26 protein-coding genes are annotated in these 25,638 nt (G+C 63.3%); 9 read left to right on the top strand and 17 right to left on the bottom strand.

The window, feature by feature from the left end:
* Positions 1-368 precede the first annotated feature (368 nt).
* From CB0205_RS15820 to CB0205_RS0102300, 3 genes are all read right to left on the bottom strand, one after another.
* Positions 369-869, bottom strand: a complete 501-nt coding sequence (locus CB0205_RS15820) for a hypothetical protein (protein ID WP_156797761.1) — start codon at positions 867-869, stop codon at positions 369-371.
* 434 nt (positions 870-1,303) lie between these two features.
* Entirely contained in the window at positions 1,304-1,696 is a 393-nt protein-coding gene (locus CB0205_RS15815) for a hypothetical protein (protein WP_156797759.1), read from the bottom strand.
* Positions 1,697-2,001: 305 nt separating this feature from the next.
* The gene (locus tag CB0205_RS0102300; RefSeq protein WP_010313860.1) at positions 2,002-3,423 is read right to left on the bottom strand and encodes a tyrosine-type recombinase/integrase; all 1,422 of its coding nucleotides are present in this window, start codon (positions 3,421-3,423) and stop codon (positions 2,002-2,004) included.
* Between the two features lie 582 nt (positions 3,424-4,005).
* Here CB0205_RS0102300 and CB0205_RS0102290 point away from each other — a divergent pair.
* On the top strand, positions 4,006-4,218 hold the full coding sequence (locus CB0205_RS0102290; protein ID WP_010313856.1) for a hypothetical protein: 213 nt from the start codon (positions 4,006-4,008) through the stop codon (positions 4,216-4,218).
* Entirely contained in the window at positions 4,215-4,445 is a 231-nt protein-coding gene (locus CB0205_RS0102285) for a hypothetical protein (RefSeq protein WP_029626059.1), read from the top strand. The genes CB0205_RS0102290 and CB0205_RS0102285 overlap by 4 nt, the downstream gene beginning before the upstream one ends.
* Here the strand turns inward: CB0205_RS0102285 and mraY are convergent.
* Together mraY and CB0205_RS0102275 are read right to left on the bottom strand one after the other, a co-directional pair.
* Positions 4,428-5,489 (bottom strand): phospho-N-acetylmuramoyl-pentapeptide-transferase, encoded by a 1,062-nt coding sequence (gene mraY, locus CB0205_RS0102280; protein WP_010313852.1) that lies wholly within the window; start codon positions 5,487-5,489, stop codon positions 4,428-4,430. The two genes, CB0205_RS0102285 and mraY, sit on opposite strands and share 18 nt — an antisense overlap.
* A 44-nt stretch (positions 5,490-5,533) precedes the next feature.
* Positions 5,534-5,809: a DUF3134 domain-containing protein gene (locus CB0205_RS0102275; RefSeq protein WP_010313850.1), complete on the bottom strand. Its 276-nt coding sequence runs from the start codon at positions 5,807-5,809 to the stop codon at positions 5,534-5,536.
* Between the two features lie 102 nt (positions 5,810-5,911).
* Here CB0205_RS0102275 and CB0205_RS0102270 point away from each other — a divergent pair, with 102 nt between their 5' ends.
* Entirely contained in the window at positions 5,912-6,163 is a 252-nt protein-coding gene (locus CB0205_RS0102270; protein ID WP_029626058.1) for a hypothetical protein, read from the top strand.
* Positions 6,163-7,362 carry an argininosuccinate synthase gene (locus tag CB0205_RS0102265; protein WP_010313846.1) on the top strand — a complete coding sequence of 400 codons (1,200 nt, stop codon included), beginning with the start codon at positions 6,163-6,165 and terminating at the stop codon, positions 7,360-7,362. The genes CB0205_RS0102270 and CB0205_RS0102265 overlap by 1 nt, the downstream gene beginning before the upstream one ends.
* 8 nt (positions 7,363-7,370) lie before the next feature.
* On the opposite strand, the gene CB0205_RS14130 is transcribed toward CB0205_RS0102265, so the two are convergent.
* The 4 genes from CB0205_RS14130 to CB0205_RS0102245 form a co-directional block, all read right to left on the bottom strand.
* Complete coding sequence (locus CB0205_RS14130) at positions 7,371-7,679, bottom strand: hypothetical protein (protein ID WP_010313843.1); 309 nt, start codon at positions 7,677-7,679, stop codon at positions 7,371-7,373.
* Positions 7,680-7,755: 76 nt separating this feature from the next.
* Positions 7,756-8,124, bottom strand: a complete 369-nt coding sequence (gene rpsF, locus CB0205_RS0102255) for a 30S ribosomal protein S6 (RefSeq protein ID WP_029626057.1) — start codon at positions 8,122-8,124, stop codon at positions 7,756-7,758.
* Positions 8,125-8,212: 88 nt separating this feature from the next.
* Positions 8,213-8,674 (bottom strand): Tic20 family protein, encoded by a 462-nt coding sequence (locus CB0205_RS0102250; protein ID WP_010313838.1) that lies wholly within the window; start codon positions 8,672-8,674, stop codon positions 8,213-8,215.
* A gap of 26 nt (positions 8,675-8,700) precedes the next feature.
* A complete protein-coding gene (locus CB0205_RS0102245) occupies positions 8,701-9,612 on the bottom strand; it encodes a shikimate dehydrogenase (RefSeq protein WP_010313836.1) in 912 nt (303 codons plus the stop codon).
* 53 nt (positions 9,613-9,665) lie between these two features.
* Between CB0205_RS0102245 and dnaK the strand changes: the two genes are divergently transcribed.
* Complete coding sequence (gene dnaK, locus CB0205_RS0102240) at positions 9,666-11,561, top strand: molecular chaperone DnaK (protein WP_010313834.1); 1,896 nt, start codon at positions 9,666-9,668, stop codon at positions 11,559-11,561.
* 126 nt (positions 11,562-11,687) lie between these two features.
* Here the strand turns inward: dnaK and pstS are convergent, their stop codons facing one another.
* Genes pstS through psbQ form a run of 3 tightly spaced genes read right to left on the bottom strand, consistent with a single transcriptional unit; the run spans position 11,688 to position 14,300 of the window.
* Positions 11,688-12,683, bottom strand: coding sequence for a phosphate ABC transporter substrate-binding protein PstS (gene pstS, locus CB0205_RS0102235; RefSeq protein ID WP_010313832.1), 996 nt, complete (start codon positions 12,681-12,683; stop codon positions 11,688-11,690).
* Positions 12,684-12,735: 52 nt separating this feature from the next.
* Entirely contained in the window at positions 12,736-13,770 is a 1,035-nt protein-coding gene (locus tag CB0205_RS0102230; RefSeq protein WP_010313830.1) for an FAD-binding oxidoreductase, read from the bottom strand.
* Positions 13,771-13,814: 44 nt separating this feature from the next.
* Positions 13,815-14,300, bottom strand: coding sequence for a photosystem II protein PsbQ (gene psbQ / locus CB0205_RS0102225; RefSeq protein WP_010313827.1), 486 nt, complete (start codon positions 14,298-14,300; stop codon positions 13,815-13,817).
* A 117-nt stretch (positions 14,301-14,417) separates the two neighbouring features.
* Between psbQ and purU the strand changes: the two genes are divergently transcribed.
* Positions 14,418-15,290, top strand: coding sequence for a formyltetrahydrofolate deformylase (gene purU, locus CB0205_RS0102220; RefSeq protein WP_010313825.1), 873 nt, complete (start codon positions 14,418-14,420; stop codon positions 15,288-15,290).
* Positions 15,287-16,579, top strand: coding sequence for an O-antigen ligase (locus CB0205_RS0102215; protein ID WP_010313823.1), 1,293 nt, complete (start codon positions 15,287-15,289; stop codon positions 16,577-16,579). The genes purU and CB0205_RS0102215 overlap by 4 nt, the downstream gene beginning before the upstream one ends.
* On the opposite strand, the gene CB0205_RS0102210 is transcribed toward CB0205_RS0102215, so the two are convergent.
* From CB0205_RS0102210 to acnB, 3 genes are read right to left on the bottom strand one after another with little or no spacing between them, the layout of a single operon-like run.
* Positions 16,576-18,102: a radical SAM protein gene (locus CB0205_RS0102210; protein WP_029626054.1), complete on the bottom strand. Its 1,527-nt coding sequence runs from the start codon at positions 18,100-18,102 to the stop codon at positions 16,576-16,578. The genes CB0205_RS0102215 and CB0205_RS0102210 overlap by 4 nt on opposite strands.
* 56 nt (positions 18,103-18,158) lie before the next feature.
* Positions 18,159-19,568: a ClC family H(+)/Cl(-) exchange transporter gene (locus CB0205_RS0102205; protein ID WP_010313819.1), complete on the bottom strand. Its 1,410-nt coding sequence runs from the start codon at positions 19,566-19,568 to the stop codon at positions 18,159-18,161.
* A 6-nt stretch (positions 19,569-19,574) separates the two neighbouring features.
* Positions 19,575-22,190, bottom strand: a complete 2,616-nt coding sequence (gene acnB, locus CB0205_RS0102200; RefSeq protein ID WP_010313816.1) for a bifunctional aconitate hydratase 2/2-methylisocitrate dehydratase — start codon at positions 22,188-22,190, stop codon at positions 19,575-19,577.
* Between the two features lie 137 nt (positions 22,191-22,327).
* Between acnB and CB0205_RS0102195 the strand changes: the two genes are divergently transcribed.
* Entirely contained in the window at positions 22,328-23,401 is a 1,074-nt protein-coding gene (locus CB0205_RS0102195) for a 3-deoxy-7-phosphoheptulonate synthase (RefSeq protein WP_043705233.1), read from the top strand.
* 144 nt (positions 23,402-23,545) lie between these two features.
* Positions 23,546-23,881 (top strand): hypothetical protein, encoded by a 336-nt coding sequence (locus CB0205_RS0102190; protein WP_010313812.1) that lies wholly within the window; start codon positions 23,546-23,548, stop codon positions 23,879-23,881.
* Here the strand turns inward: CB0205_RS0102190 and CB0205_RS0102185 are convergent.
* The gene (locus CB0205_RS0102185) at positions 23,871-24,539 is read right to left on the bottom strand and encodes a dolichol kinase (RefSeq protein WP_010313810.1); all 669 of its coding nucleotides are present in this window, start codon (positions 24,537-24,539) and stop codon (positions 23,871-23,873) included. The genes CB0205_RS0102190 and CB0205_RS0102185 overlap by 11 nt on opposite strands.
* Before the next feature lie 19 nt (positions 24,540-24,558).
* A complete protein-coding gene (locus tag CB0205_RS0102180; protein ID WP_029626052.1) occupies positions 24,559-25,524 on the bottom strand; it encodes an RpoD/SigA family RNA polymerase sigma factor in 966 nt (321 codons plus the stop codon).
* Positions 25,525-25,638: the final 114 nt, after the last annotated feature.

Below are 25,638 nucleotides of genomic sequence, written 5' to 3'. Positions count from 1 at the left end.
GCCCACTCCAGAGACAGAAATTAGATATGTCTCTCCAGGTCTAGCGTCTAGGTAGTAACTATCTACGTCTCCAAGATCGGTCGAGAAACCGTAGATCTTTTCATTCAGCGGCGCAGTGCCGGAGAAGAAGTAAGGGTTATTACCATCAACAAGAAAGGGAGACGTTTCCATGTTCAAGTCAATTGCCCGCAAATTGTATCGCTGTTGAACGCGAAAAAGCGGACTGTCATATTTATTCACGCAGATTGGCGGTCATCCTTCCTTCTCCAGCATCGACCAGGGCTAGCTGATCACGGTGAGAATATGGCGACATAGTAGGCAAGCTCAACTCGCATCTATACTTAGTTATTTAACTGCTTTTTCTTCAGCTAAGCATTGTGCAGATAGGGAAAGTTCTTCTTGTGCTCAGTCAACCCAAAGTCACGAACAGCATCCATCTCTTCTTTAGGTGGGTTATCTCCTAATGCCAGACGACGCCTCTGGTACTCAAAGTTCCGCTCATCAACAGCAGGAGCAGCCTGCGTCACTGGTTCAATTGTTAAAACCTGTTGTCGTTCTGCTGGTTCTGGTTTTGGTGTTTGTGATGTTGATTGAGAACCCTGCTTATTGACTGGTGAAGATGGTTGTTGAGTAATCGGCTGCTCTTGCCGTTGTTGTCGTCGTAGATACTCCTGTTCAATCTTTCGATGATGCGCTTGCAACTCATCGAACGTCATACCGTCGGTATCACCAAAGATGGCTTCATAACCGCTATATAAGCCTCTAGCGAGTTTTTCACCTAGATACTCAACTGCTGGTTGTGCAGCACGTTCAATTGCATATGCGGCGATACCAGCAGCGATGTTTGCTCCAATTGCTGGAGCTGGCATCAGTCTCATCGAACCACCTTTAGCGACAAGTTGAATTGTTTGTCGTGGTGGAACGGATGGCGCTGGGTACGTCCCTGAGGGCTTGAGAGACGCCCCGACACCCTCGCCGAGTACCTGACGCCTTACAGAGCCCATGGCAGCCTGTTGACGGGCTTGTGCAGCACGGAGAAGGTTCTTATTGGTAGTTGCATCAGGCTTGTCTATGTACCTCGTATTGGGGTTATTGAGTTCCCTCAACTGTCGAGCTGCTTCACGACCTAAGTCAGTGGAGGATTGTGAATGTGTTACTGGTCCTTGAATTAGTTCAGTTTGAGCAGCGGACGCAGCAGTAGTGCTCGGACGCATCCCTCTGCGTCGCTGATATTTGTTATGGAACATAAGAATAAAAAAGTTTAGTTCTGTGGTTTGGGAGTCTTGGTAGAAGCCCTCGGCCTTCAGCTATTAAAGTTCTCAGATGAAGAATGCTTCATTGAGTCGATCTTTTTATTGCGCAGAGATGGCGGTTCATCAAAGAAGGAAATAACTAGCTGTTGTGCCTCAATTTCATTCGGGTGAATCACTCGATAGATTCGATGCTTGCTGCCCTTAGACGACGAAACCCGCCCAATAACTTGCAAGAACCCTGAGTCCAGAAGGGCGTCGGTTGCCTGAATTACCTTTGCCTTTCCCATCTTTAGGGTCTCAGCAATTGCTTTGTGCGACCATGTGGTTGTTCCACCAGTGTCGCGAGAGAATGCTCCTAGACAGCGAGCGTATTCCCACTCGCGGTGTGCTGATTCAAACAGCAGGCTGTATACGGCGACTGCTGCATAACCAAGCTTTGACACCTCCCTGATCGGAGGTGCAACATCTCTAAGAATAACTGCCATAGTTGGTACATAACCTTGTGTTCTAGATAGAACGCTTTAAAGGGAAGCCGGAAGAAGCAGTGGATATAAGTCCTTCCTTATTAGTCCGCCATGTTGCTGCTTCTTATATGCATATTGGATTAAGGGTGAGTGCATTCCCCCTATGTATATATAATGTTGTGGGTTTGGCCTCGATAAGAGTTAGATATCAAGGGCATTTATCGTTTCGACTTCTGGCGGTTTCTGCCTGCCAATTGGCAGCGACTGAACCTCTGCCGCTTGTTTCAAGATGTCGTGTCTGTCGTGGTGCTCTCGAACAGATCTTTCTTTTCCCCAGTCTTTTCTCGTTTGCCGAGTGTTGGCATGGTGATCTCTCGCCCTTTTGCCCGCAGGTTTAGTCGAGCGTAAGTTCTTTGTGTCTCCACGACTGAGTGGCCAGCCATCTCGGCTACTTCATAGACGGGTGTGCCCTTGAGTAGGTGATCCTCAATGAATGTAGACCGCATTGAGTAAATAGTGTACGGGTGGGGTGAGAAGCGGTGACCCTTCAGTTTTGATTGAACAGCTTCAAGTACCTCCTTCCATGACCGCTGGAAATTGGAGTAGCCGTAACCCTTCAGTTCATTATTTGGGTTTGAGAATACGAAAGTCTCACGGCCTATTGATGCCTTCAGGTTTTTGGAGGTGATGTACTCCTCTTGGAACTCCTTCCACCTGATCAGCTCCCGTGCTTGGTTCGCTGGGATCTCCCGAGCTTGGTTCGTCTTGCTGCGAATTGTGTAGATGTAGGAGACCAGCCACTCTTCGCGTTGTCCGCTGCTGGTCGTTCTACCTTCATCGACAATCTCGACTTGCTTCCACCTCAGCTTGAGGATCTCCTCAGGTGACATGCCCGTGTTCTTCATGAACAGGATGAAGTGCCAGAACAGGGTCCTCCAGTAATAGATCCTGTGGTTTTGTAATCGTTTGGCGCTGTTCCGATATGGACCACGAACGTAGTCAACGATTGTTTTCCAGTCTTCTGCGTTGATCGCCGGGTTCTTCATTCGATCTGTTTGTTTGACCCGACTTCTCGCTAGGAAATCTTTGTCCAACAGCAGGTCCGCATCTAGCAATCTATTTTTGACTAAATAGTTTTTGCAGAAATCCTTGATGTGACCGATCTCGACGTTCCTGCTTAGCGGCGTTGCTGTGCTCCTGAAGAGCTCGTAGTCCCTAAAGGTTCCAGCCTGGATTTGGTTGGTGTACAGGACGCCCTGGGACGCCAGGTAGGGCATCAGGTGTTGGGTAAGTGTGATCCCCTTTTGCTGCTTTGTTTTGGCCGTGATCAGACCTGCAGTATTTCGGCGCTGTTCTTGGTCTAGGAAGCTGCGTACGGCGTTCTCAATCAGCTGCCGCCGTGGTTGGCGCTGCATGACGTGCTCTGTGTAGCTCTTGCTTCGTCCTGTGCTTCTGGAGCTGCCTACCAGCTCTCGGACGAGATCAGGTGTGTCCTGCTCCTCGGCTTGTATCGCGAAGGCAACCTCGACCGCCGCCTGGACGGCATCTTCCATTGAGGTGACGTTTGGGATCTTGCGCTGCCGGTAAGACCTGCTGCCTTTGACCAGCTCCCGATAAAAGAACGACCCAGCAGAGGTTCCGGACCCGTAGAGCAAGACACAGCCTCTGCCGTTAAGCACCTCACGCTTATCGACGATCCTGGGCATGGTTTCGTTGGTATGGCGTGGGTATTGAGGGGTTTGACCCCCTCAGATCCCAGTCATAATCCTAACGCCTACATTTCCAGGTAAAGTAGGCCATGGCTCAGGAGTGCTGACTTGACCGTAGGCGTCCTCGGCAGCTTGCGCCTGGCCAATAAAAAAGGGGGTTGCCACACCCCCTTGAGAATCTCCCTTGCCCGACCCGAAGGTCGTGAGTGAATGATGCGCTGCCTCAAGGCTTTGAACTGTTGTTCTTGTAACGCTCTGTGCTCTCTGTGGGCTCCCGCTGACAGGGTTGGGTGATCAAAACAACCGTTTGGCCATGACTTCAACGGGCCGCGCTGTGCGCTTGATCGTATTGATCCTGTTGCTGGCCCTTGGGGTGGTGATGTGTACCTGGCTCGGGGATGGTCCGCCCCCTGTGAACAACACAGAGACGGATGAAGCAATGCCTGCGCTGCAGGCCCAATAGTTCTGATCGCCCTGGACAACCTGCCTGGCTTGCGTAACGATTAAGACCGAACTTCTTGGTTTGGCGGCAAAGCAAAGCAATGCCCACTCCAAAGCGTTGGCAAGCGGTTTGAGTTGATGGAGATCCTGATCCATCTCCCTGCCGTGATGGTCGCTGCTTCGGCGGCTTTCATGGGCTACTCCTATTACTCCGCGGCCGTCCAGCGGGCAGCCAAGCGGGAGCGACTGCGTCAGCCGGGCTATTCCCAGGTCGTCGGCTTCTCGCCTCGAACCCTGGATCCGCAGCGCTCTGATCTGGAGCAGCCTCGCGATTGGGACGTGGCCGCATGAGTCAGCGCTGGCCTTGGCTCGTGCTGTTGCTCTTGGGGACCCTTGCTGCCGTGGTGGCCTGGTTCTGGGTGGACCACCGCCAAGTCTGTGCCCGCTGGGCCTCGATGCAGCTGACAGATGCCGAGGCGATGCAGCAATTGCGCCTGAAGCCCGGCCGCTACAACGCCTATTCCACGGTTCTTGGCTACTGCCGTTACTACCGAGCGGGCTCAGGCCAGCAGCAGTAACCCCAGGGCGGCCAGGGCCGCACTGATCAGCCAGAACCCAACGACCACCTGCTGTTCGGCTGCTCCGCCCAGTTCGAAGTGGTGATGCAAGGGCGCCATGCGGAAGACCCGCCTGCCGACCCCATCGGGGCCCTTGGTGGCTTTGAAGACCCAGACCTGAACGATCACCGAGAGGGACTCCGCCAGGAAGATTCCCCCCATCAAGAGCAGGGCCCAAAGGCTGTCGCTCAGCAGCGCGACGGCCGCGAGGGCGGCGCCCATCGCCAGGGAGCCGGTGTCTCCCATGAACACCCGTGCCGGGTGTCGATTGAACAGCAGAAAGCCCAGCCAGCAGCCGGCCATGGCGGCGGAGAAGGCGGCCAGGGCGGGGTCCCCCTGGTTTCCCCTCAGCATCAGCTGGACCCCCATGCCGCTGAAGACGATGGCTCCGCATCCGGCCGCCAGGCCATCGAGGCCATCGGTGAGGTTGGTGGCGTTGCTCTCCGCCAGAAAGACAAACAATCCCAGGGGCCAGATCAAGAGGCCCAGCGGCAGGATCCAGCCCAGGGGCAGGGCGATGCTGTCTGTGATCAGTTCATGCCAAGCGGCCCAAGCGAGGAAGCCGCCGGCACTGAGGGCCTGCAGCAGCAGCTTGCCGCTGGGGGAGAGGCCGTTGTTGTGGCGCTTGGTCAAGCTGCGCCAGTCATCGAATCCGCCGATGGCCATGTAGGCCAGGGTGATGGCCGCGACTCCTGGTAGGCGCAGGTCGCTGGGGGCAATCAGCCCACCGATCAGGACGCCGACAGGCACCACCAGCAGTCCACCCATGGTCGGGGTGCCCGCTTTGCTGAGGTGGCTCTGCGGCCCCTCCTGGCGGATGACCTGGCCCAGCTTGAGGTTCCGCAGGCGCGGCACACCCCAGGCGCAGACCATCGCGCTGATCGCTGCGGCCACGAGCAGGGGCACGGTGAGCTGCGGCGTCCGCGTGAACCAGTCGCAGCCGGCACAGACCCCAAGCAGCAATAAGCCCAGCAGCAGCGCCAGTTGGCGGCTGTTGCTGGGCATCGAGGCGATGAGCCTGCTGGTGGAGACCACAGAGGTGGGGGGAATCAGTCCTCCCAGTTTTCCTCGTTTTGCTCGTCGTCGGCCTTGTAGTCCTCTTTCTCGCCCATCAGTGCGGAGAGTTCTTCTTCTTCCACGGTGCTGACGTCGCTGGTGGCGGCTTCCTCATCGACCACCAAGCGGCCGCTGGTCTCGAGCCAGCTCAACAGGTCGGGCTCTTCCCGCAGGGGCAGCACCGGGGCGGGTTCGCTGCGGCCGTAACGGGTCAGCGAGGGGTTAATGCCATCCAGCTGGGAGAGGCTGGTGCTGAGGTTGCTGCTCATCGCGTGAGGCCCGTCGGACGTCGGTGTACAGGTTTGCCGGGTTCGTAGCTACCCAGCTGGCTCCAATCCGCCATCCTATCTGAGACTCTCCCCAAGGCTCTTATGACATGGCGGCTGTGGCCGGCTTGGGGTGCAGCCCTGGCCATCAGTGCGTGCTTGGTCTGGGCCGGGAAGCGTTGGAGCACGCCCCTGCTGGAGCAGTCCTGGGCCCTCGCGCGGCCTGAGCTGGCAGCGGTTCTGGCCTTGGCCCTGGTGCTGGTTCCGCCTTTGGGCATGGCCGGTTGGCTGGCCTTCCAGATGATCCGCCACCGCGACAGTGGAGAATCGATCGATTGCGCGCATGGAGAGCGTTGATGGGCCGGGCCAAGAAGGCTGTGCTGGCGTATTCCGGTGGTGTGGATACCAGCGTCTGTATTCCCTATCTCAAGAACGAGTGGGGCGTGGAGGAGGTCATTACCTTCGCTGCGGATCTGGGACAGGGGGATGAGCTTGAGCCCATCCGTCAGAAGGCTCTGGACTCCGGTGCTAGCCAGTCGATCGTGGGTGACCTGATCGAGCCGTTCATCCGTGATTTCGCCTTCCCGGCGATCCGGGCCAACGCCCTCTACGAAGGTCGCTATCCCCTCTCCACGGCCCTGGCGCGTCCTCTGATCGCCCGCCGCCTGGTGGAGATTGCCCGCGAAGTCGGTGCGGATGCCGTGGCCCACGGCTGCACGGGCAAGGGCAACGACCAGGTGCGCTTCGACGTGGCGATCGGCGCTCTGGCGCCGGATTTGAAGGTCCTGACCCCGGCGCGGGAATGGGGCATGAGCCGTGAGGAGACGATCGCCTACGGCGAGCGTTGCGGGATCCCTTCCCCGGTGAGCAAGAAGTCGCCCTATTCGATCGACCTCAACCTGCTAGGTCGCTCGATTGAGGCCGGACCTCTGGAGGATCCCAACGTGGAACCCCCTGAGGAGATCTATGCCCTCACCGTCAGCGTGGAGGCGGCCCCGGAGCAGGCCCAGGTGGTGGAGATCGGCTTCGAGAACGGCAATCCCGTCAGCATCGATGGCGAGCGCCTGGATCCCGTCAGCCTGATCCGCCGCGCCAATGCCCTGGCCGGCAGCCACGGCTATGGCCGTCTCGACATGATCGAGAACCGCGTGGTGGGGATCAAGAGCCGTGAGATTTACGAAACCCCCGGTTTGTTGCTGCTGATCAAGGCCCACCAGGAACTGGAGAGCCTGACCCTGGCGGCGGACGTGCTGCGCAGCAAGCGTCAGCTGGAGCAGCAGTGGGCCGATGTGGTCTACCAAGGCCTGTGGTACGGCCCGTTGAAGGATGCGCTGGATGGCTTCATCGATCGCACCCAGCGCACCGTCAACGGCACGGTCAAGGTGAAGCTGCACAAGGGCAACGCCACCGTCGTCGGCCGCAGCAGCGCCAACAGCCTCTACGTGCCTGACATGGCCACCTACGACGCCGGGGATCAGTTCGATCACCGCGCCGCCGAGGGCTTCATCTACGTCTGGGGTCTGCCGACCCGTCTCTGGGCGAACAGCCAGCGCTAGGGCCTGCTTCAGGCCGCCACTGACGGGTCCTGGTTCTGGGGCCAGAGCGCCCGCACCCGGGATCCCATCCGCGGCTGCGCCGGCTGCAGTGGAAGAACCAGGGGCTCCTCCCGCTGGGAGCTCTGCTGGAGCCGTTCGTTGTCGGCGCTCAAGAGCCGCTGTCGCTCAAGGATTGGCTCGAGCCGCTGGCTGAACTTCCGCTCAAAAATGCCGGGCAACTCCGCCAGCAGGGCCTCCAGTTCGGCGATCTGCTCCTGTGCGCGCTCCAGCTCCTGTTGGCTTTTGGCCAAGGCCGCCTGCAGGTCTTGGTGCTCCAACGGCTGGTCAATAAAAAACCTCCTGGAACCTAACCAAGGCTCCAGGAGGGAACAAGGGGCGAGATGCCTTTCGAGATCAGGCGTCTGCGGTCTGCAGAGCGGCTTCGTCGCTGGTGGCCTGGGGTGCAGGGCCGCTGCGGGGAGCGGGCAGGGGGCCGTCCTGCTTGACGGTCAGGTAGCGGATCACGTCTTCGCTCAGGCGCATGGCCTTCTCGAGAGCTGCCACCTGTTGGCCGTCGCCGTTGTGGGCCAGCTGCACGTAGATGCCTTCCTTGTGCTTGGCAATGGTGTAGGCCAGGCGGCGCTTGCCGCGCATCTGGCAATCCAGAACCTCAGCACCGGCTTCGGTGACGAGATCGCGGTACTTGGTGATATGGGTTTCCACCTCTTCCTCCGGGATGTCCGGACGAAGGATGTACATCGTTTCGTAGTAGGGCTGCGACATGGCTTACGCGATCCGACGTGGACGCCGAAAGGGACGGTGGCTGATGGGGTGGGGGTGAGCCCGGTTCATCAGCGGCGGATCGTCCACCCTACAGCTGCATGCGAACCGCTTCAGACAGGCTGGGGATGTCGGCTTCCTTGCCGCGCAGGCACTGGATGATCCCGAACAGCACCAGCACGAGCATCCCCAGGAAGACGGTGTTGGCCAGGGTCCGCACCGCAAAGTTCCCGCCCAGGGGGGCGAGCAGCAGGTTGAACGCCAGGGACAGCACGATCAGGATGATGTCCAGCAGGATGGCCTGCAGGGCGTTGAAGCGGATGAAGTAGGGGACCCGCTGGTTGCGCACCACGCCCAGGAAGAGCACCAAAAACAGGATGAACCCGCCGAAGGGAATGGCCTGCTCGATCAGCACCAGCGGCAGGGCCGGCAGGCTCAACCACTGCAGAACTGGAAACAGGCTCGTCAGGGAGCGCCCGAAGGGCAGACCATCGCTCCAGGGCAGGAGATAGGTCAGCAAGGCCAGAAGCCGCTGCCAACTGGGGATCGTCATCGCACTCCGTCGCCTTGGGTGTGACGTTAGAGCTGGCGCAGGGCGGCCTGGTGCATGACCTCGACGGGCACCTCGCTCCTGCCGCTCCAGAGGCGCAGGGAGGCGGCCCCCTGCTCCACCAGCATGCGCAGGCCATCCAGGCTGCGGCAACCTTTGGCCGTTGCCCGCTGCAGTAGCGCGGTTGGCCGAGGTGTGTAGATCAAGTCGTAGACCCAGGCTTCGGCTGAAAGCGCCGCGAGTTCGCTGTCACTGAGGGGGCAGGCCTGGGCGGCGGCGGGGTCCGTGGCCGAGGCCATGCCTACGGGCGTGGTGTTCACCAGCAGATCCGCCTGGGCGAGGGTTGCGGCGATTCCGCTGTCCCAGCTGAGGGTGCTGAGTTGGGGCGCCCAGCTCCGGCAGTCCGCCTGGAAGGCCTCGAGGACTTCCGGCCGTCGCCCGGCCAGAACGATCTCGGCAAAGCCCAGCTCCACCAGGCCGGCGACGACGGCGCGGGCACTGCCGCCGCAGCCGAGCACCAGCGCCCGCTTGCTGCTCCAGCTGACCTCCCGCAGCGGCGCGCAGAAGCCTTCCACATCGGTGTTGGTGCCAAGCCAGCCGCCACCCTGGCGCGGCACCAGGGTGTTCACGGCCCCCAGCCGCTCCGCCAGTGGACTGAGTTCGCTGCAGAGCGCCGCCACGGCCTGCTTGTGGGGGATGGTCACGTTCAGGCCGCGGCAGCCCATTGCTTCCAGGGCTTGCACGACGGTTCCCAGCTCAGCCGTTGGCGTGGGTAGGGCCAGGTAGGCCCAGTCCAGGCCCATGGCCTCGAGCGCCACGTTGTGCATCACGGGCGAGAGGGAGTGGCGCACCGGATCGCCCAGTACCCCCACAAGCGCGGTGCTGCCTTGGATTCGGGCCTCGGCGTTCACGGTGGTTCGGGCACTGTTCGGCAACCACACCTAGCCCCACCCGGGTGCCGCTGCAGAGGATGTCTGCAGTTCAGAGGTCACCCATGGGCAAGGTTGTCGGTATCGACCTTGGCACCACCAACAGTTGCGTGTCAGTCATGGAGGGCGGCAAGCCCACCGTGATTGCCAATGCCGAGGGCTTCCGCACCACGCCCTCCGTGGTGGCATACACCAAAAACCAGGATCAGCTGGTGGGTCAAATCGCCAAGCGCCAGGCGGTGATGAACCCGGAAAACACCTTCTATTCCGTCAAGCGTTTCATCGGACGCCGGGTGGATGAGGTGAATGAAGAGTCCAAGGAAGTGAGCTACGGCGTCGAGAAGGCCGGCTCCAACGTCAAGGTCAAGTGCCCCGTCCTCAACAAGCAATTTGCTCCTGAGGAAGTCAGCGCTCAGGTCCTGCGCAAGCTGGCCGAAGACGCCGGTAAGTACCTCGGCGAGACCGTGACCCAAGCGGTCATCACCGTTCCCGCCTATTTCAACGACTCCCAGCGCCAGGCCACCAAGGACGCCGGCAAGATCGCCGGCCTTGAGGTGCTGCGCATCATCAACGAGCCCACCGCGGCTGCCCTGGCCTACGGCCTGGACAAGAAGAGCAACGAGAAAATCCTGGTCTTCGACCTGGGCGGCGGCACCTTCGACGTGTCCGTTCTCGAGGTGGGCGACGGTGTCTTTGAGGTGCTCTCCACCTCGGGCGACACCCACCTGGGCGGTGATGACTTCGACAAGGTGATCGTTGATCACCTGGCCGACACCTTCAAGTCCAACGAAGGCATCGATCTGCGCAGTGACAAGCAGGCCCTGCAGCGCCTGACCGAGGCCGCTGAGAAAGCCAAGATCGAGCTCTCCAGCGCGACCCAAAGCGAGATCAATCTGCCGTTCATCACGGCAACCCCCGAGGGCCCCAAGCACCTCGACCTGACCCTCACCCGGGCCAAGTTCGAAGAGCTGGCCTCCAAGCTGATCGACCGCTGCCGCGTGCCCGTCGAGCAGGCCCTGAAGGACGCCAAGCTCGCCTCCTCCGAGCTGGATGAGGTGGTGATGGTGGGCGGTTCCACCCGCATCCCCGCTGTCCTCGAGCTGGTGAAGCGCGTCACCGGGAAGTCCCCCAACCAAACCGTGAACCCCGATGAGGTGGTGGCCGTGGGTGCCGCCATTCAGGGCGGTGTGCTTGCCGGTGAGGTCAAGGACATCCTTCTGCTGGACGTCACTCCCCTGTCCCTGGGTGTGGAAACCCTGGGCGGTGTGATGACCAAGATGATTCCCCGGAACACCACCATCCCGACCAAGAAGTCGGAGACCTACTCCACCGCTGTGGACGGTCAGACCAACGTCGAGATCCACGTGCTCCAGGGCGAGCGCGAGATGGCCAGCGACAACAAGTCGCTTGGAACCTTCCGCCTCGATGGCATCCCCCCTGCCCCCCGTGGCGTGCCCCAGATCGAAGTCACCTTCGACATCGACGCCAACGGCATCCTGAGCGTCACCGCCAAGGACAAGGGCAGCGGTAAGGAGCAGAGCATCTCCATCACCGGCGCCTCCACCCTCAGCGACAACGAGGTGGAGAAGATGGTGAAGGACGCTGAGGCCAACGCCAGCGCCGACAAGGAGAAGCGCGAGCGGATCGACGTGAAGAACCAGGCCGAAACCCTGGTGTATCAAGCCGAGAAGCAGCTGGGCGAACTGGGCGACAAGGTGGGTGCCGAGGACAAGGCCAAGGTCGAGTCCTCCTCCGCCAAGCTCAAGGAAGCCATCGAGAAGGACGACTTCGACACGATGAAGTCCGAGCTCGAAACCCTGCAGCAGGCGCTCTACGCCGCCGGTGCCGCTGTCTACCAGCAGGCCGCTGGTGCTGAAGGCGCTGCCGCTGGTGCACCTGGTGCTGATGCTGGTGCCGCCGGCGATGACGTGATCGACGCCGAGTTCACCGAGTCCAAGTGATTCAGCGCTCACGCCCGTGAGCCAAGACCCCCGGCTTCGGCCGGGGGTTTTTTATGCCTCCATGCCCTGCAGCAAAAAGCCCCACTCCAAACGGAGTGGGGCTTTGGGGATTAGATGCTTCAGGGCTTATTCGCCGATGCTGGCGACGGCGGCCCGTGCTTTTTGGAGCACGTTGGCCGGCAGGCTCACGTAGCCCAGGGCCGGGGCATTGGCCTGAGCTGCATCGCTGAGGGTGTAGTTGAAGGCCTGCTGCAGGCTCTTGAGCTTGTCGCCGTTACCGATCTTGTAGAGCAGGATCCAGGTGAAGGTGACGATCGGATAGCCCGCCTTGGGATTGGGGTTGCTGCCCGTCAGGTTGGGACCCAGATCGATGCTGCCCAGGGCCTCAGCTGCTTCTTTGGTGGTGGGTTTGGCGTAGCTGCCACCTGCGTTTTGCAGGGCTGCCGCCTGCAGATCACCGCGGACATAGGAGCTCTCGACATAGCCCAGGGCACCCTTGATCTGCTGCAGGCTGGCGGCCATGCCCTCGTTGCCCTTGGCGCCAAGACCGATGGGCCACTTGATTGATTTTCCGGAGCCCGGTCCCGAGGCCCAGGCGGGGCTGAAGGCCGAGAGGGACTTGGTGAAGTTGTAGGTCGTGCCGGAGCCGTCGGAGCGGTAGACCACCTTGATGGCCTGATCAGAGCAACCCAGGTCGCTGTAGTTGGTGATCTTGCCTTCGAAGATCCCCACCAGCTGCTGTTGGGTCAGCTTCAGTTCGCAGCCGGGGTTGTTGTAGGCCACGGCAATCGCACCGGCGGTCATGGGGACCTGCACGGCACCGCGCTTGATGCCGGCGGCGTCCTCGTCGCTGAGGGGTTTGTCGCTGGCGGCGAAGTCAACGGTGGCGGCCTCGAACTGGCGGATGCCAGCGCCTGAACCCACCGACTGGTAATTGACCTTCACCTCGCCCTTGGCGGCCAGGTCCTGGAACCAGCGCAGGTAAATCGGAGCGGGGAAGGTGGCTCCGGCACCCTGCAGGCGGGCGCTGGATGCACCGCCGCCAGAGCCAGAGCCGCCGCAGGCCGTCAGGGCCAGGACGGCCAGGAGACTAAGGGGTACCAGGGTGCGGGTGCGAAGCATCGTCGGCAGATGTCGACAAGAGCCCCAAGGCTAAAGAAGCCCCCTCCAGTGGTCAGCCTTGTTCGATCTGCTCAGCCACCCAGGCGGCCGTGGCCGGAGCCAGCAGGACGCCATTGCGGTAGTGGCCGCTAGCCAGAAGTAATCCCGGTTCGAGCTGCTCCAGCAGCGGTGCGGGCCGGCCCAGGGGACGGGCCCTCAGCCCCTGCCACTGACGCAATACCGTGGCCCGCTGCAGCCAGGCTGGAGCCTGGCCGTCGAGCTCGCGTAGGGCAAGCAGCTGCTCGGGCTGTCCTTGCCGTTGATCGATTTCCACCGTGGCGCCTAGCCAAAGGCGTCCCTGGGGCCGCGGCACCAAGTTGATGCCACTCCAGCTCAGGCTCCCCGGCCAGTTGAGGGGGGCCTGATCACCGTCTGCGAGTTGCAGCTCAAGGGCCTGGCCGAGCACCGGGTGTTGGGGGCGCTCGTGGCCCAGGGGCTCCAGCAACGCTGAACTGCTCAGGCCGGTACTCAGGACGACCCAGTCGTAGGACCCCTGTCCGCCGACGACGCGCCATTGGCCGTTTCCGCTGCGCTCCAGCCCGCGGACCGCCGTCGCGTTGAGCTGGACCCCAAGCCGTGCCCCGTCCTCCTGCAGCGCCCGCATGGCTGGGATTGGATCGAGTTGGCCATCCTCCGGGGAGAGAAGGCCTCCGAGGGACGGTTGGGGGATGAGCGGCCTGAGGGCCACGAGTTCTGCGGGATCCAGCAGGCGTAGGTCCTGCCGCTGCTTCGCCAGTTGGGCCTGCGCCTCTTGCTCGGCCGCCGTGGTGGCGAGCTGCAGGAGGCCGGGGCGAAAGGGCAGGACATGGCCCCGCTGCTGGAGCTCCTCCCGCCACTGCCGCCAGAGGGCGTGGGACTGCTGCCGCAGCCTCCAGCCTCGGCCGCTGCTGCGGCGAAAGACGCGAGCCATCAACAGCCCCAGGGCCGCGCTGCTGCCGGCGTCTGCGCCTTGGGCTTGCCCCAGCTGGGGGTCAAACAGCGTGACCTGGTGCCCGCTCCGCTGCAGGTGCCAGGCCACAGAAAAGCCCACCACGCCGGCTCCGATCACGCAGATCGAGGAGGACCGGCTGGTGGGCAGGGGGTTCAGCGGATTCAGATCTGCTTGAGGTCGGACTGAACCTGCTCAGGAAGGATCTGGGCGTAACGACCGAAACCGCTAGCGACCTTGATGTAGGACTTGCTGAGGTTGTTGGCGTCCTGCAGACGGGCGGCTTCGTCGAGGTCGGCCAGGGCGGCCTTCAGATCGGTGGCCAGCTTGGTGGCCTCAGCGCGGTCGCCGGGCAGCAGACGCTGGTTGATGTAGAGCATCTCGCGGCCCACTTCCTGCATGGGGCCGTGGATCAGGTTGCGGGTGAAGACCCAGTTGCGCTCATTCACCAGGGTGGCGAGCTCAGGCAGGCGGTCGCGCGCTGCCAGGAAGCCTTCGGCCTGGCGCTCGATCACGGTGATGTCGTCAGCACTCAGGGTGGGGGCCTTCGCTTTGGCGCCACCGCAGGCGGTCAGGCCAAAGCTGATCACCAGAGCGAGGGCCGCCAGGGCCAGTCGCCGCAGGCCGGAATAGAGCGGTTGAGCAGCCATTGTTGCTGAGCTTGATTGCGGGACTTTACCCAGGGCCACTGGCCTGGGAGCTCTCCATAACGAGCTGCAACGGCTTGAACGGCAGAATTCAGGTCTCCCGGGCTTTGACGCCATTCCATGACGGCTGCCACCGCCATCCTTCAGATGATTTGCCCGGACCAGCCGGGTCTTGTGCGGGAGCTCTCCGGTTGGGTGGCGGGCAACGGCGGCAACATCGTCCACGCCGATCACCACAGCGACCAAGGGGCTGGTCTGTTCCTGAGCCGCATCGAGTGGCAGCTCGAGGGGTTCGGCTTGCCCCGGGAAGCGATTGCTCCGGCGGCGGCCTCCCTGGCGGAGCGCCTTGGTGGTGAACAGAGGGTCACCTTCTCGGATCAGCGCCCGCCTGTGGCGATCTTTGTCAGCAAGCAGGACCACTGTTTCTTGGATCTGCTCTGGCGTATGCGCACCGGCGAGTTGCCGATGCGGGTGCCGCTGGTGGTCTCCAACCATCCCGATCTGGGTTCGATCGCCGAGGAGTTCGGCGCCCAGTTCGCCCATGTGCCGATCAACAACGCCAACCGCCAGGAGGCCGAGGCCCGTCACCTGGAGCTGCTGAAGGAGCACGGCATTGAGTTGGTGATCCTGGCCAAGTACATGCAGGTGCTGACGCCAGCCTTTTTGGCGGCCTTTGACCCTCCGGATGCCTTCCACCGGGTGATCAACATCCACCATTCCTTCCTGCCGGCCTTCATGGGGGCGCAGCCCTATCACCGGGCCTGGGAGCGGGGGGTGAAGTTGATCGGGGCCACCGGGCACTACGTGACCGATGAGCTCGATGCGGGCCCGATCATTGCCCAGTCCACCGTCAACGTGAGCCACCGCGATGAGGTGGAGGATCTGATCCGCAAAGGCCGCGATACCGAGCGTCTGGCCTTGGCACGCGCGGTGCGCTTGCATCTGAAGCGTCAGGTGATGGTCTACCGCGGCCGTACAGCGGTGTTCGAATGACCCAGCTCTGGCGCAAGCCGCTGCAGGCCGGTTTGGTGTTGCTCGATGGGGAGCGGCCGGCGGCGGCGACCCTCTGGGGCTGGCGTTGCTTCCAGGTCGCCCTGCTGCTGCTGCCGGCCAGTGCGCTTCTGGCGGGGTTGCTGCTGTTTGTGGCCTTGATCCTGGGGAGCCGTCAGCCGACCGCCTGGCGGGACGATCGGGTCAATTGGCTGCTGGCTGGCATCGGTCTGTGGATGCTCCTGGGCTGCTTCACCGCCTCCAGCGGCTGGCTGGCCTGGGTGGGCCTAGGCAATTGGCTTCCGTTTTTCTGGGCGTTCTGGGCCTATCAGCCCTATCTGGCCACACCGGAGGCCCGGCGACGGGTGGCCCTGTGGCTGGTGGCCGGCACCGTTCCGGTTCTGGGGACCGGCTTTGGCCAGATGGTGCTCGGCTGGAGCGGCCCCTATGAACTGTTGGGTGGGGCGATCGTCTGGTGGATCCGCGGTGGTGGCAATCCCCCTGGGCGGCTCTCGGGCCTGTTTGATTACGCCAACATCACGGCGGCCTGGCTGGCCTTGAGCTGGCCTTTGGCGCTGGCGGCCTTTCTGCAGCACTGCCGCCGCTGGCGCTCCGGCCCGCTGGCCTTTGGGCTCTGGGGCATCAGCTTTGCCCTGGTGGTCACCCAGGTGGCTGAGATGCTGGCCACGGATTCCCGCAACGGTTGGGGTGCCCTGGTCCTGGCGGTGCCGATCGTGCTGGGTCCGGGGCGCTGGATTTGGCTGCTTCCCCTGCTGCTGTTGGCGCTGGTGCCGGTGGCTCTGGCTACCCTCCCGGGGGTGCCGGCGGTGATTCAGGCCCCCCTGCGGGAGATCGTTCCCCAGTCGATCTGGGGACGCCTGAACGATTTCAATTCCCATGGGGAGCGGCCCCTGGCGTTGACGCGTCTGAGTCAGTGGGGCACGGCCCTGGGGCTGGTGGGCGAGCGTCCTTGGCTGGGCTGGGGGGCGGCGGCCTTCAGCGTGATCTATCCCCTGCGGACGGGTCATTGGCATGGCCATCCCCACAACATCGCCTTGGATCTGGCCCTCAGTCACGGTCTGCCGGTGGCCGTGGGTCTGGTCGGTCTGGTGCTCTGGCTTTTGATCCGCGGCGTGAGGCTTGGCATGGCCAGTGGCGCGCTGTTTGAGCGGGCCTGGTGGGCCGCGGCGCTGGTGCTGGTGGTGCTCCATGCCACCGACATCCCGATGTACGACAGCCGCCTGAACATCGCCGGTTGGATCCTGCTGGCGGGTCTGCGCTGCAGGCTCTAGGCCAGGGCTTCGTCGTGGTGCTTGCGCAGGGTGGCCTTGGGTAGGGGGCCCTTGAGGTGCTCCCAGGGCAGGACCCGATCGGCGTCCCATGCCCCGTGGATGACCTCCTCCCAGGGGGGCAGGGGCGTCTCGGCTTCGCGGTAGGCCTGCTTCCAGCCGCCGAGTTTTTCGTGGCGGCCGCGCACCGCGGCGATCACGGGTGCAAGGCGCCGGTCACTGCGGGAGAGCAGCGCCTGAATCACGCTCCAGCCGTAGCTCTCGGGGCGCAGGTCGATGCCCTTGGGCTTCAGCCGTTTGGCGAGGAGTTTCAGCCGTTTCTCGGCTTCGGGGCGGACGCCCTGCCATTGGAAGGGGGTGTGGGCCTTGGGTACAAAGGTGCTGACCCCGAGCGATAGGCGCAGCCCAGGGGTGGCCTTCTTGAGCTGCAGCAGCAGGTCGGCGGTGGCCTCAACATCGTCCTCAGTTTCCGAAGGCAGGCCGGCCATGCCGTAGAGCTTCAGGCCGCTGAGGCCGCCTTCTTTGGCGTAGCGGGCCGCGGCGTAGATCTCATCGGTCGCCAGCTTTTTGTTGACCACCTCGCGCATGCGCTCGCTGCCGCTCTCGATGGCGATGGTCAGGGACTTGCTGCCGCGTTTGGCCAGGATCCGCCCCAGCTCGGGGGTGACGGTGGCGGCCCGCACGGAGCTGACGCTGACCCGGGTGTCGTCAAAGCGGTCCTGATCGAGCCACTGCAGTAGGTCGCCAAATTGCGGGTGCTGGGTGACCGAGGCCCCCAGCAGTCCCAGCCGTTGGGTGGCGCCTAGGCCCTTTTCCACGGCCGGGATGAGCCCGTCATCGAGGCTCGGCGTGCGGAAGGGCAGGGTGAGATAGCTCGCCAGGCAGAAGCGGCAGAGCTCCGGGCAGCTGCGCACCACCTCGACCATATGAATCGAGGGCCAGGCCGCCTCTGGGGTGATCACCGTGGAGTGGCTCAAGGTGTTGCCGCGCCAGGTCTGCTTCTCAACCGTTTCGGGGATGCCGGCCTCGATCGGTTCGATCGCTAGTAGGTCGCCGTCCTCGCCGTAGCGGGGGGCGTAAAGCGACGGGACATAGACACCGGGCACCTCCGCCAGGCGCCGCAGCCGCTGCTGCCGCGGGGCGGTTTTGCAGTCCTGCAGGGCATCGATAAAGGCCGGCAGCAGCAGCTCGCCATCGCCCAGCAGCACGGCGTCAAAGAAGGGTGCCAGGGGTTCGGGGTTGGCGGTGAGGACCGGCCCCCCGCCAAAGACGATCGGGTCGTTGTCGCCGCGCTCACTCGCCCAGATCGGGATGCGCTGCTGTTCCAGCAGATCCAGCAGCACCGGTCCATCGAGTTCCCAACTCAGGGAGAGGCCAAAGAGGTCGCAGTGGCGGTGCTGCGGATCGCCCTGGTCGGTGAAGAGCCGCCGCACATCCACATCGGCGCGCTGGGCCAAGGTCGCCCAGACCACCTGGTAGCCGAGGCTCGTGATCCCCACGGTGTAGGTGCTGGGGAAGGCCAACACCGCCCGAAGGGCACCCTGCTGCGCAGCAGCTGGCTCAAACAGCAGGGTTTCTTGGTTCAAAGGTCCCGCGGGCTGAGCGGCGTGCCCGGCAGCTTCATCTCCCCCTGGGTGCTGGTGGCACTGCTCTGCAGGGCCAGCTGGCGTTGGTAGATCGAGTGCTCATGGGTGATGCGGGAGACCACGAAGCTCACCACGGCGCAGACGAACAGGGGCTTGAGGATCAGCAGGTCCTTGGTCAGGGCAAAGACCAGGAAGACGGCCGTGATCGGTGTGCGGGAGCAGGCGGCGATGAAGGCCGCCATTCCGGCGAAGACGTAGGTGCTTGGGGCATGGCCTGACAGGTGCTCGGCAATGCCTGCGGCGGTCAGCCCCAGGGCGCCGCCCAGGGTGAGCATCGGTGCAAACAGGCCGCCCGGGGCCCCGGTGGCGGCGGCCAGGCCGGTGGCGAAAAACAGCAGCGTGAAAATGCCCACGGCCTTGTTGATCTCGACGTGGCCGTCGACGATCGTGTGTTGCAGGCCGGCGTTGTTGCGGAACTCAGCCGGCAGGGCGGCATAGAGGCAGCCAAGGGCGATGCCGCCCAGCAGCATCCGCACCACGATCTTTCCGGAGAAGAAGCGCTGCCCCAGGGACTGCATCTTCACCACATAGCGGGTGTAGAGCTCGGCCAGCAGGCCCACCACAATCCCCAGGGCCACCAGATAGATCAGGTCCTTGGGCAGGAACTGAATATCTAGGTTGTACTCGCTGCTGATCTGGAAGCCCTTCTGGCCGATGCCCGCGCTTTGCTGGCCAAAGCCAGCCAGGCCCATGACGTCGGCCCAGAAGCTGCCGGCGAAGGCCGTGCCGAGCACCAGCAGCAGCAGGATCGGACCGGACTTCCGCAGCAGCTCCTCAATCGCATAGAAGAAGCCCCCCAGGGGGGCATGGAAGACGGCTGCGATCCCTGCGCCGCCGCCGGCCGCCACGATCACCCGCAGCAGCGAGGGCGGGGCCTTGAACCAGCGGGCCATCTGCCAGCCCACGGAACTGCCCATCTGAACGGCAGGACCCTCGGGTCCGAGTGGGAAGCCGCTGCCAATGGCCAGGATCCCCGCCAGCAATTTGACGATGGCCACCTGCAGGTTCATCGGCAGGCTTTGGCGCGAGAGGAAGCGCATCACCTGCGGGATCCCCGAGCCCGCCGCCGTTGGCGCCAGGGTGCTGATCAGCACCGCCGAGAGCAGGCCGCCGATTCCTCCCATCAAGGGCAGGACCAGCCAAGGGCTGGCGGTTTGCAGGAGCCCTAGGCGCCAACTGCCCAGCCAGCCCACGCCCGTTTTAAACAGCAGGCCGGCGGCCGCAGCCCCCAGGCCGGTGATGATCAGGGTGAGAACGACGGCCGGCCAGCGCTGCTGGACCATCCGCTCGAGGTTGCGGCTGGTCCTCCAGGACTGCAGTTCCAGCTTCAGGCCATGGGTCTGCAAGACGCTTTAGACCCCTGCCAGGACCTTGGCCTCGTCGTCGCTACTGACCACGCGACCGCTGTCCTCAAAGCCCTCGATCTGATCGAAGTTCAGGTAGCGGTAGAGCTCAGCGCCCTTGGGATCGATCTTGGCGGCTGCGATGGCCAGGTACTGCTCCTTGCTGGGGAGCCGGCCCAGTTGGGCGCAGACCGCAGCCAGCTCGGCGCTGCCGAGATACACCTGGGCGCCATTACCCAAGCGGTTGTTGAAGTTGCGGGTGCTGGTGGAGAACACCGTGGTGTTGTCCTCCACCCGCGCCTGGTTGCCCATGCAGAGGGAGCAACCGGGCATCTCCATGCGGGAGCCGGCCTTCTCGAAGATGGCGTAGTAGCCCTCCTGCTTGAGCATCTCCTCATCCATCCGGGTGGGTGGGCAGACCCAAAGGCGAGCCGTGTTCTCGCCTTGTCCCTCCAGGACGGTGGCGGCGGCGCGGTAGTGGCCGATGTTGGTCATGCAGGAGCCGATGAACACCTCATCGATCTGACTCCCGGCCACATCCGAGAGGGTTTTGACGTTGTCGGGGTCGTTCGGGCAGGCCAGGATGGGCTCGGTGATCTCATCGAGGTTGATCTCGATCACCGCGGCGTACTCAGCGTTGGCGTCGGCTTCCATCAGCACGGGATTGGCCAGCCAGTCCTCCATGGCCTTGATCCGGCGGGCCAGGGTGCGGGCATCGCTGTAGCCCCGCGCGATCATGTTCTTGAGCAGCGCCACGTTGCTGCGCAGGTACTCGCTGACGGTCTCCACAGAGAGCTTGATGGTGCTGCCGGCGCAGGAGCGCTCGGCGGTTGCATCGGTCAGCTCGAAGGCTTGCTCCAGCTTCAGGTCGGGCAGGCCCTCGATCTCCATGATTCGGCCGCTGAAGATGTTCTTCTTGCCGGCCTTCTCCACCGTCAGCAGCCCCTGCTGGATCGCCACGTAGGGAATGGCATTCACCACATCCCGCAGGGTGACGCCGGGCTGCAGGGAGCCGGAGAACTTCACCAGCACCGACTCGGGCATGTCCAGGGGCATCGCACCGATGGCGGCGGCGAAGGCCACTAGGCCGGAGCCGGCTGGGAAGGAAATGCCCAGGGGGAAGCGGGTGTGGCTGTCACCGCCGGTGCCCACGGTGTCGGGCAGCAGCATCCGGTTCAGCCAGCTGTGGATGATGCCGTCGCCGGGGCGCAGGGCTACGCCGCCGCGGGAGCTAATGAAGTCGGGCAGCTCGGCGTGGGTCTTGAGGTCCACCGGCTTGGGGTAGGCCGCGGTGTGGCAGAAGCTCTGCATCACCAGATCGGCGGAGAAGCCCAGGCATGCCAGCTCCTTCATTTCATCGCGGGTCATCGGCCCGGTGGTGTCCTGGGAGCCGACCGTGGTCATCAGCGGCTCACAGCTGGTGCCGGGGCGCACGCCCGGCAGGCCGCAGGCCTTGCCCACCATTTTTTGGGCCAGGGTGAAGCCCTTGCCGGTGTCGGCGGGGGCACTGGGCCGGATGAAGAGGTCGCTGGCGGGGAGTCCCAGCTGGGCTCGCACCTTGTCGGTCAAGGCACGGCCGATCATCAGGGGGATGCGGCCGCCGGCACGCACCTCATCGGTGATCGTGCTCGGCTTGAGCTCGAAGCGGGCCACCACGTCACCGGCATTGGCCTCGCCCGCTGCCCGCTCGATCGTGCCGGCGTAGGGGCGAATCGTGATGACATCGCCGGAGTTCAGGGCGGTGACATCGCACTCAATCGGCAGGGCGCCGGAGTCCTCAGCCGTGTTGAAGAAGATCGGCGCGATCTTGCCGCCGAGCACCACCCCGCCACTGCGCTTGTTGGGCACGTGGGGGATGTCGGTGCCGGTGTGCCAGAGCACCGAGTTGATGGCGGATTTACGGGAGCTGCCGGTGCCGACCACGTCGCCGACGTAGGCCACGGGATGGCCCTTTTGCTTGAGCTCGGCGATCAGATCCAGGCCGCCGGGCATCCGGGTCTCGAGCATCGCCGTGGCGTGCAGCGGGATGTCCGGACGGGTGGTGGCGTGGGTTGCCGGGGAGAGGTCGTCGGTGTTGGTCTCACCTTCCACCTTGAAGACCGTGACGGTGATCTCCGCCGGCAGCTCGGGCTTGGCGGTGAACCATTCGGCATTGGCCCAGCTATCGATCACCCGCTTGGCCTGGGTGTTGCTGGCGGCCAGCTCCAGGACATCGTTGTAGGCGTCGTAGACCAGCAGGGTGCGGCAGAGCCCAGTCGCGGCGGCGTCAGCGATGGCTGCGTCCGCGTGGGAGAGCAGCTCGATCAGGGCGCCGACGTTGTAGCCGCCGATCATGGTGGCCAGCAGCTTCACCGCTTCCACGGGAGCGACCAGGGGGCTGGTGGTTCTGCCCTGGGCCACGGCACTGAGCCAGTCCGCTTTGACGTAGGCCGCCTCATCCACGCCGGGGGGGATGCGCTCCGAGAGCAGATGCAGCAGGAACTCCTCTTCCCCGGCGGGGGGTGCCTGCAGCAGTTCAGTCAGGGCCTGAGTTTCGGCGGCTGTCAGCGGCAGGGCGGGGACCCCTTGGGCTTCTCGCTCCGCAGCGGCGGCACGGTAGTCGGCAAGGAAGCTGCTGGCGGACATCGGCGCTGGAACCCCAGGGGGCCTCGATCGGTGGACGTCCGACCATTGTTCTTTGCCGCCGGTCCCCCCCGTTGTGACGAACGATGCGACTGGGCTTTTAGGGTGGGTTGCTCCGAGCCCCTGGGATGGTTGCCGGCATGATTCCCACCTCTGATCTCCACGTGGTGGAAACCCGGCCCCTGGTGGCGCCCACCCTGCTGCACCGGGAGCTGCCACTGAGCGAGACCGCTGGGCGCACCGTGCGCGAGGCCCGCGAGCGCATCAAGGCCATTCTTCGGGGTGACGACCAGCGTTTGCTGGTGATCGTTGGACCCTGCTCGGTCCATGACGTGGAGGCGGCCCAGGAATACGCCGCCGCCATCGCTGAAGAACACAAACGTCACCGTGACCAGCTTGAGGTGGTCATGCGGGTCTATTTCGAGAAGCCCCGCACCACCGTCGGCTGGAAGGGGTTGATCAATGACCCGCATCTGGACGGCAGCTACGACATCAACACCGGTCTGCGCCTGGCACGCGGCCTGCTGCTGCATCTGGCCGACATGGGGCTACCGGCTGCCACGGAGCTGTTGGACCCTGTCGTTCCCCAGTACATCGCTGATCTGATCAGCTGGACGGCCATCGGCGCCCGCACCACCGAAAGCCAGACCCACCGCGAAATGGCCTCTGGGCTGTCCATGCCCATCGGTTTCAAGAACGGCACCGACGGCAGCGCCATCACCGCCATCAATGCGATGGAGGCGGCAGCACGCCCCCACCATTTCCTGGGCATTAATAAGGACGGCCAAGCGGCCATCGTCACCACCACTGGTAACCCCGATGGGCACCTGGTGCTTCGGGGTGGCAAGCAGGGCACCAACTACCACCGTGAGGCGATTGAAGAAGCCTCGGCTGCTCTGGTGAAAGACGGACTGCCGGCTCGGGTGATGGTGGATTGCAGCCACGGCAACTCCAATAAGGACTACCGCCGTCAAGGCGAGGTGGCGGCGCAGGTGGCTGAGCAACTGCGGGCGGGCTCCCGCGATGTCATGGGCGTGATGATCGAGAGCCATTTGGTGGCTGGTAATCAGAAGATCAGCCCCGATCGCTCGGCCCTCACCTATGGCCAGAGCATCACCGACGCCTGCATTGATCTGCAGACGACCCGTGAGGTGCTGGCGAGCTTGGCTGATGCGGTTGCGGCGGCCCAGAGCGCTTCTGCCGTCGCGGTTTAAGCGAAGCATTTTGCTCAATTAGCACTCGAAGATCGAGAGTGCTAATTGCCTTCGGTGCTCAATAGTGTGGTTTAAAACTGTTGGCAGTGAGCAGAATCTTCTGCCTGTCCAATTACCTTGTCTGCAACTGAAAGGGGGCTGCCTATGGCCTATCTGCTGCAGTTTTTTGGTCTGTCTGATCCGTTGCAGCTGTTTTACCTGCAGCAAAGTTCCGTGGATGGTGCCGGTCCGGTGTTCACGGGCTTTCGCCCGGTTCAGCTGGATGCCTTGATGGCCTGGGCCCTGGAGACTGCCAGTTGCCGCCAGTGGGATCCAGAGCTGACCCAGCGCAGTGTGATGAACGCTTGGATGGAGCGCGCTGAGGCGATCCGCCAGTGGCAGTTGTGTTTGCGCAGTGAACCCGGAGAGACCCAGTTGGTCACCGGCCTTGGCACCCAACGGGACTGGGAGCAGCGCTGTGAGGCGATGCTCAGGGCATAGCGAGTTGCCAGAGATAAGCGGTGGCTAATGGCACGCTCAGGTTGTCGAGGCCAAAGCCACTCAGTTGCTCGAGCCCCGTGGCGGCGATCGCGATGGCAGCCGCAGCCACCAAGCTGGGTGCGACTGCGCCCGTTCCCTGGGCGACTCCGATCAACAGGGCCAGGACCAGCCAGCTGGTGAGGGCCATGGTCGCGGTGCCCGCCAGGGATTTGGTTTGCCCGAAGATCTGCCAACGCGCTGACTGGATCTGGGGGCCCACCAGCCCCGCGAGTCCATCGCCGCAGGCCATTACCAGAACGCCTGCGGCCACGGGTAGCGGTTGCTGGGGCCAGAACAGGGCCAAGAGAATCGTGATCGAGGCGCCGTAGGCAATCGTCCCGTAGCTGTGGCGTCCGACGTCCTCGACGGCAGGCAGCAGGCGGAAGCGGTGGTTCAGGGCGGTGCCCAGCGTGACCAGGGCCGCGGCGCCCAGGGCCAGGCCTCGCGGAATCGCAAAGGCCCAGGCCAGGAGCACGACCGCGCCCGTACCGATGTGGACGACCTTGCGGCTCCACTCCTTCTGTTGCGGCCAGCGCCGGCGTACCGCCAGGGCCGTCAGCAGCACAGCAGCAAGCCAGGCCAAGACAGCGGCCACGCCCAGGAGCTGTTGCGTGACCACAGAACTCAGGCGATACGGCTCAAGCAGCCTGCTGGTAGTTGGTCATCAGGCGCAGCTTGAGAATCGCTTTCGATTCCAACTGACGCACCCGTTCGCGGGAGACGTTGATCTGGCGTCCGATTTCCGCCAGGGTCAGGGGCTCTTGGCCGGCGAGTCCAAAGCGCAGTTCGATGATCTTGCGCTCGCGCTCATTGAGCTGGGAGAGCCAGGTGCCGAGGTGCTCCTTCTGCAGGTTGCGATCCATGGAATCCATGGACTCGTTGCTGTTGGGATCCGCGATCAGCTCGCCGAGGGTGCTCCGGTCGTCGTCGCCTCGGGCATGGGCATCGAGGGAGGCGCAGGGGGCGCTTTGGGTAATCAGCTCTTCCAGCTCTTCCGGTTGCATGCCCATGGCATGGGCCAGCTCCAGGCGGTTGGGTTGGCGGCCAAAGCGATGGGAGAGCTCGCGGGTGATGCGACGCATCTTCGAGAGCTTCTCGCTGACGTGGATCGGCAGGCGAATCGTGCGGGCGCTGTTGTCGATGGCCCGGGTCATGCCCTGGCGAATCCACCAGTAGGCATAGGTTGAGAACTTGTAGCCCATGGCGGGGTCGAACTTGTCGACGGCTCGCTCCAGACCAATCGCGCCCTCTTGGACCAGGTCAAGCAGTTCCAGGCCTTGGTTCTGATATTTCTTGGCGACGCTGACGACGAGCCGCAGGTTGGCGGCCATCATTCGATCCCGGGCGCGGGTGCCCATCCGGATCTGATGTTTTTGGCGGGCGGTGAGTTCGGCGGCGGGCAGCTCCTGCAGACGCTTCATCGCCTGCACATGGTGAGCCAACTCAATCTCTTCGGCGGGAGTGAGGAGGGGTACCCGGCCGATATTGCTCAGGTACCAGCCGATCGAGTCAGCACTAAGGCGACCTCCCTGCCGGGACGCGGCGGATCGAGCGGTTGATTTGTTGCTCGAAGAGCCTGAAGCAGCGGGCTTGTTTGCAGGCATGGCAGCAGATGCGCAGGCTTCGGAGGTTGCTTTGGGCGGTTGGTTGTCTCTGCAGGGTTGCAGAACTGAACTAAAGGCCGCAAAACGAATTGATTTGGCCGGAATGTAGCACTC

The sequence above is a fragment of the Synechococcus sp. CB0205 genome (assembly GCF_000179255.1).
In the GTDB taxonomy this organism is placed as follows: Bacteria; Cyanobacteriota; Cyanobacteriia; order PCC-6307; family Cyanobiaceae; genus Vulcanococcus.
Note: the sequence above shows the minus strand (reverse complement) of the source record. Positions and strands in the feature narration are given on the sequence as shown.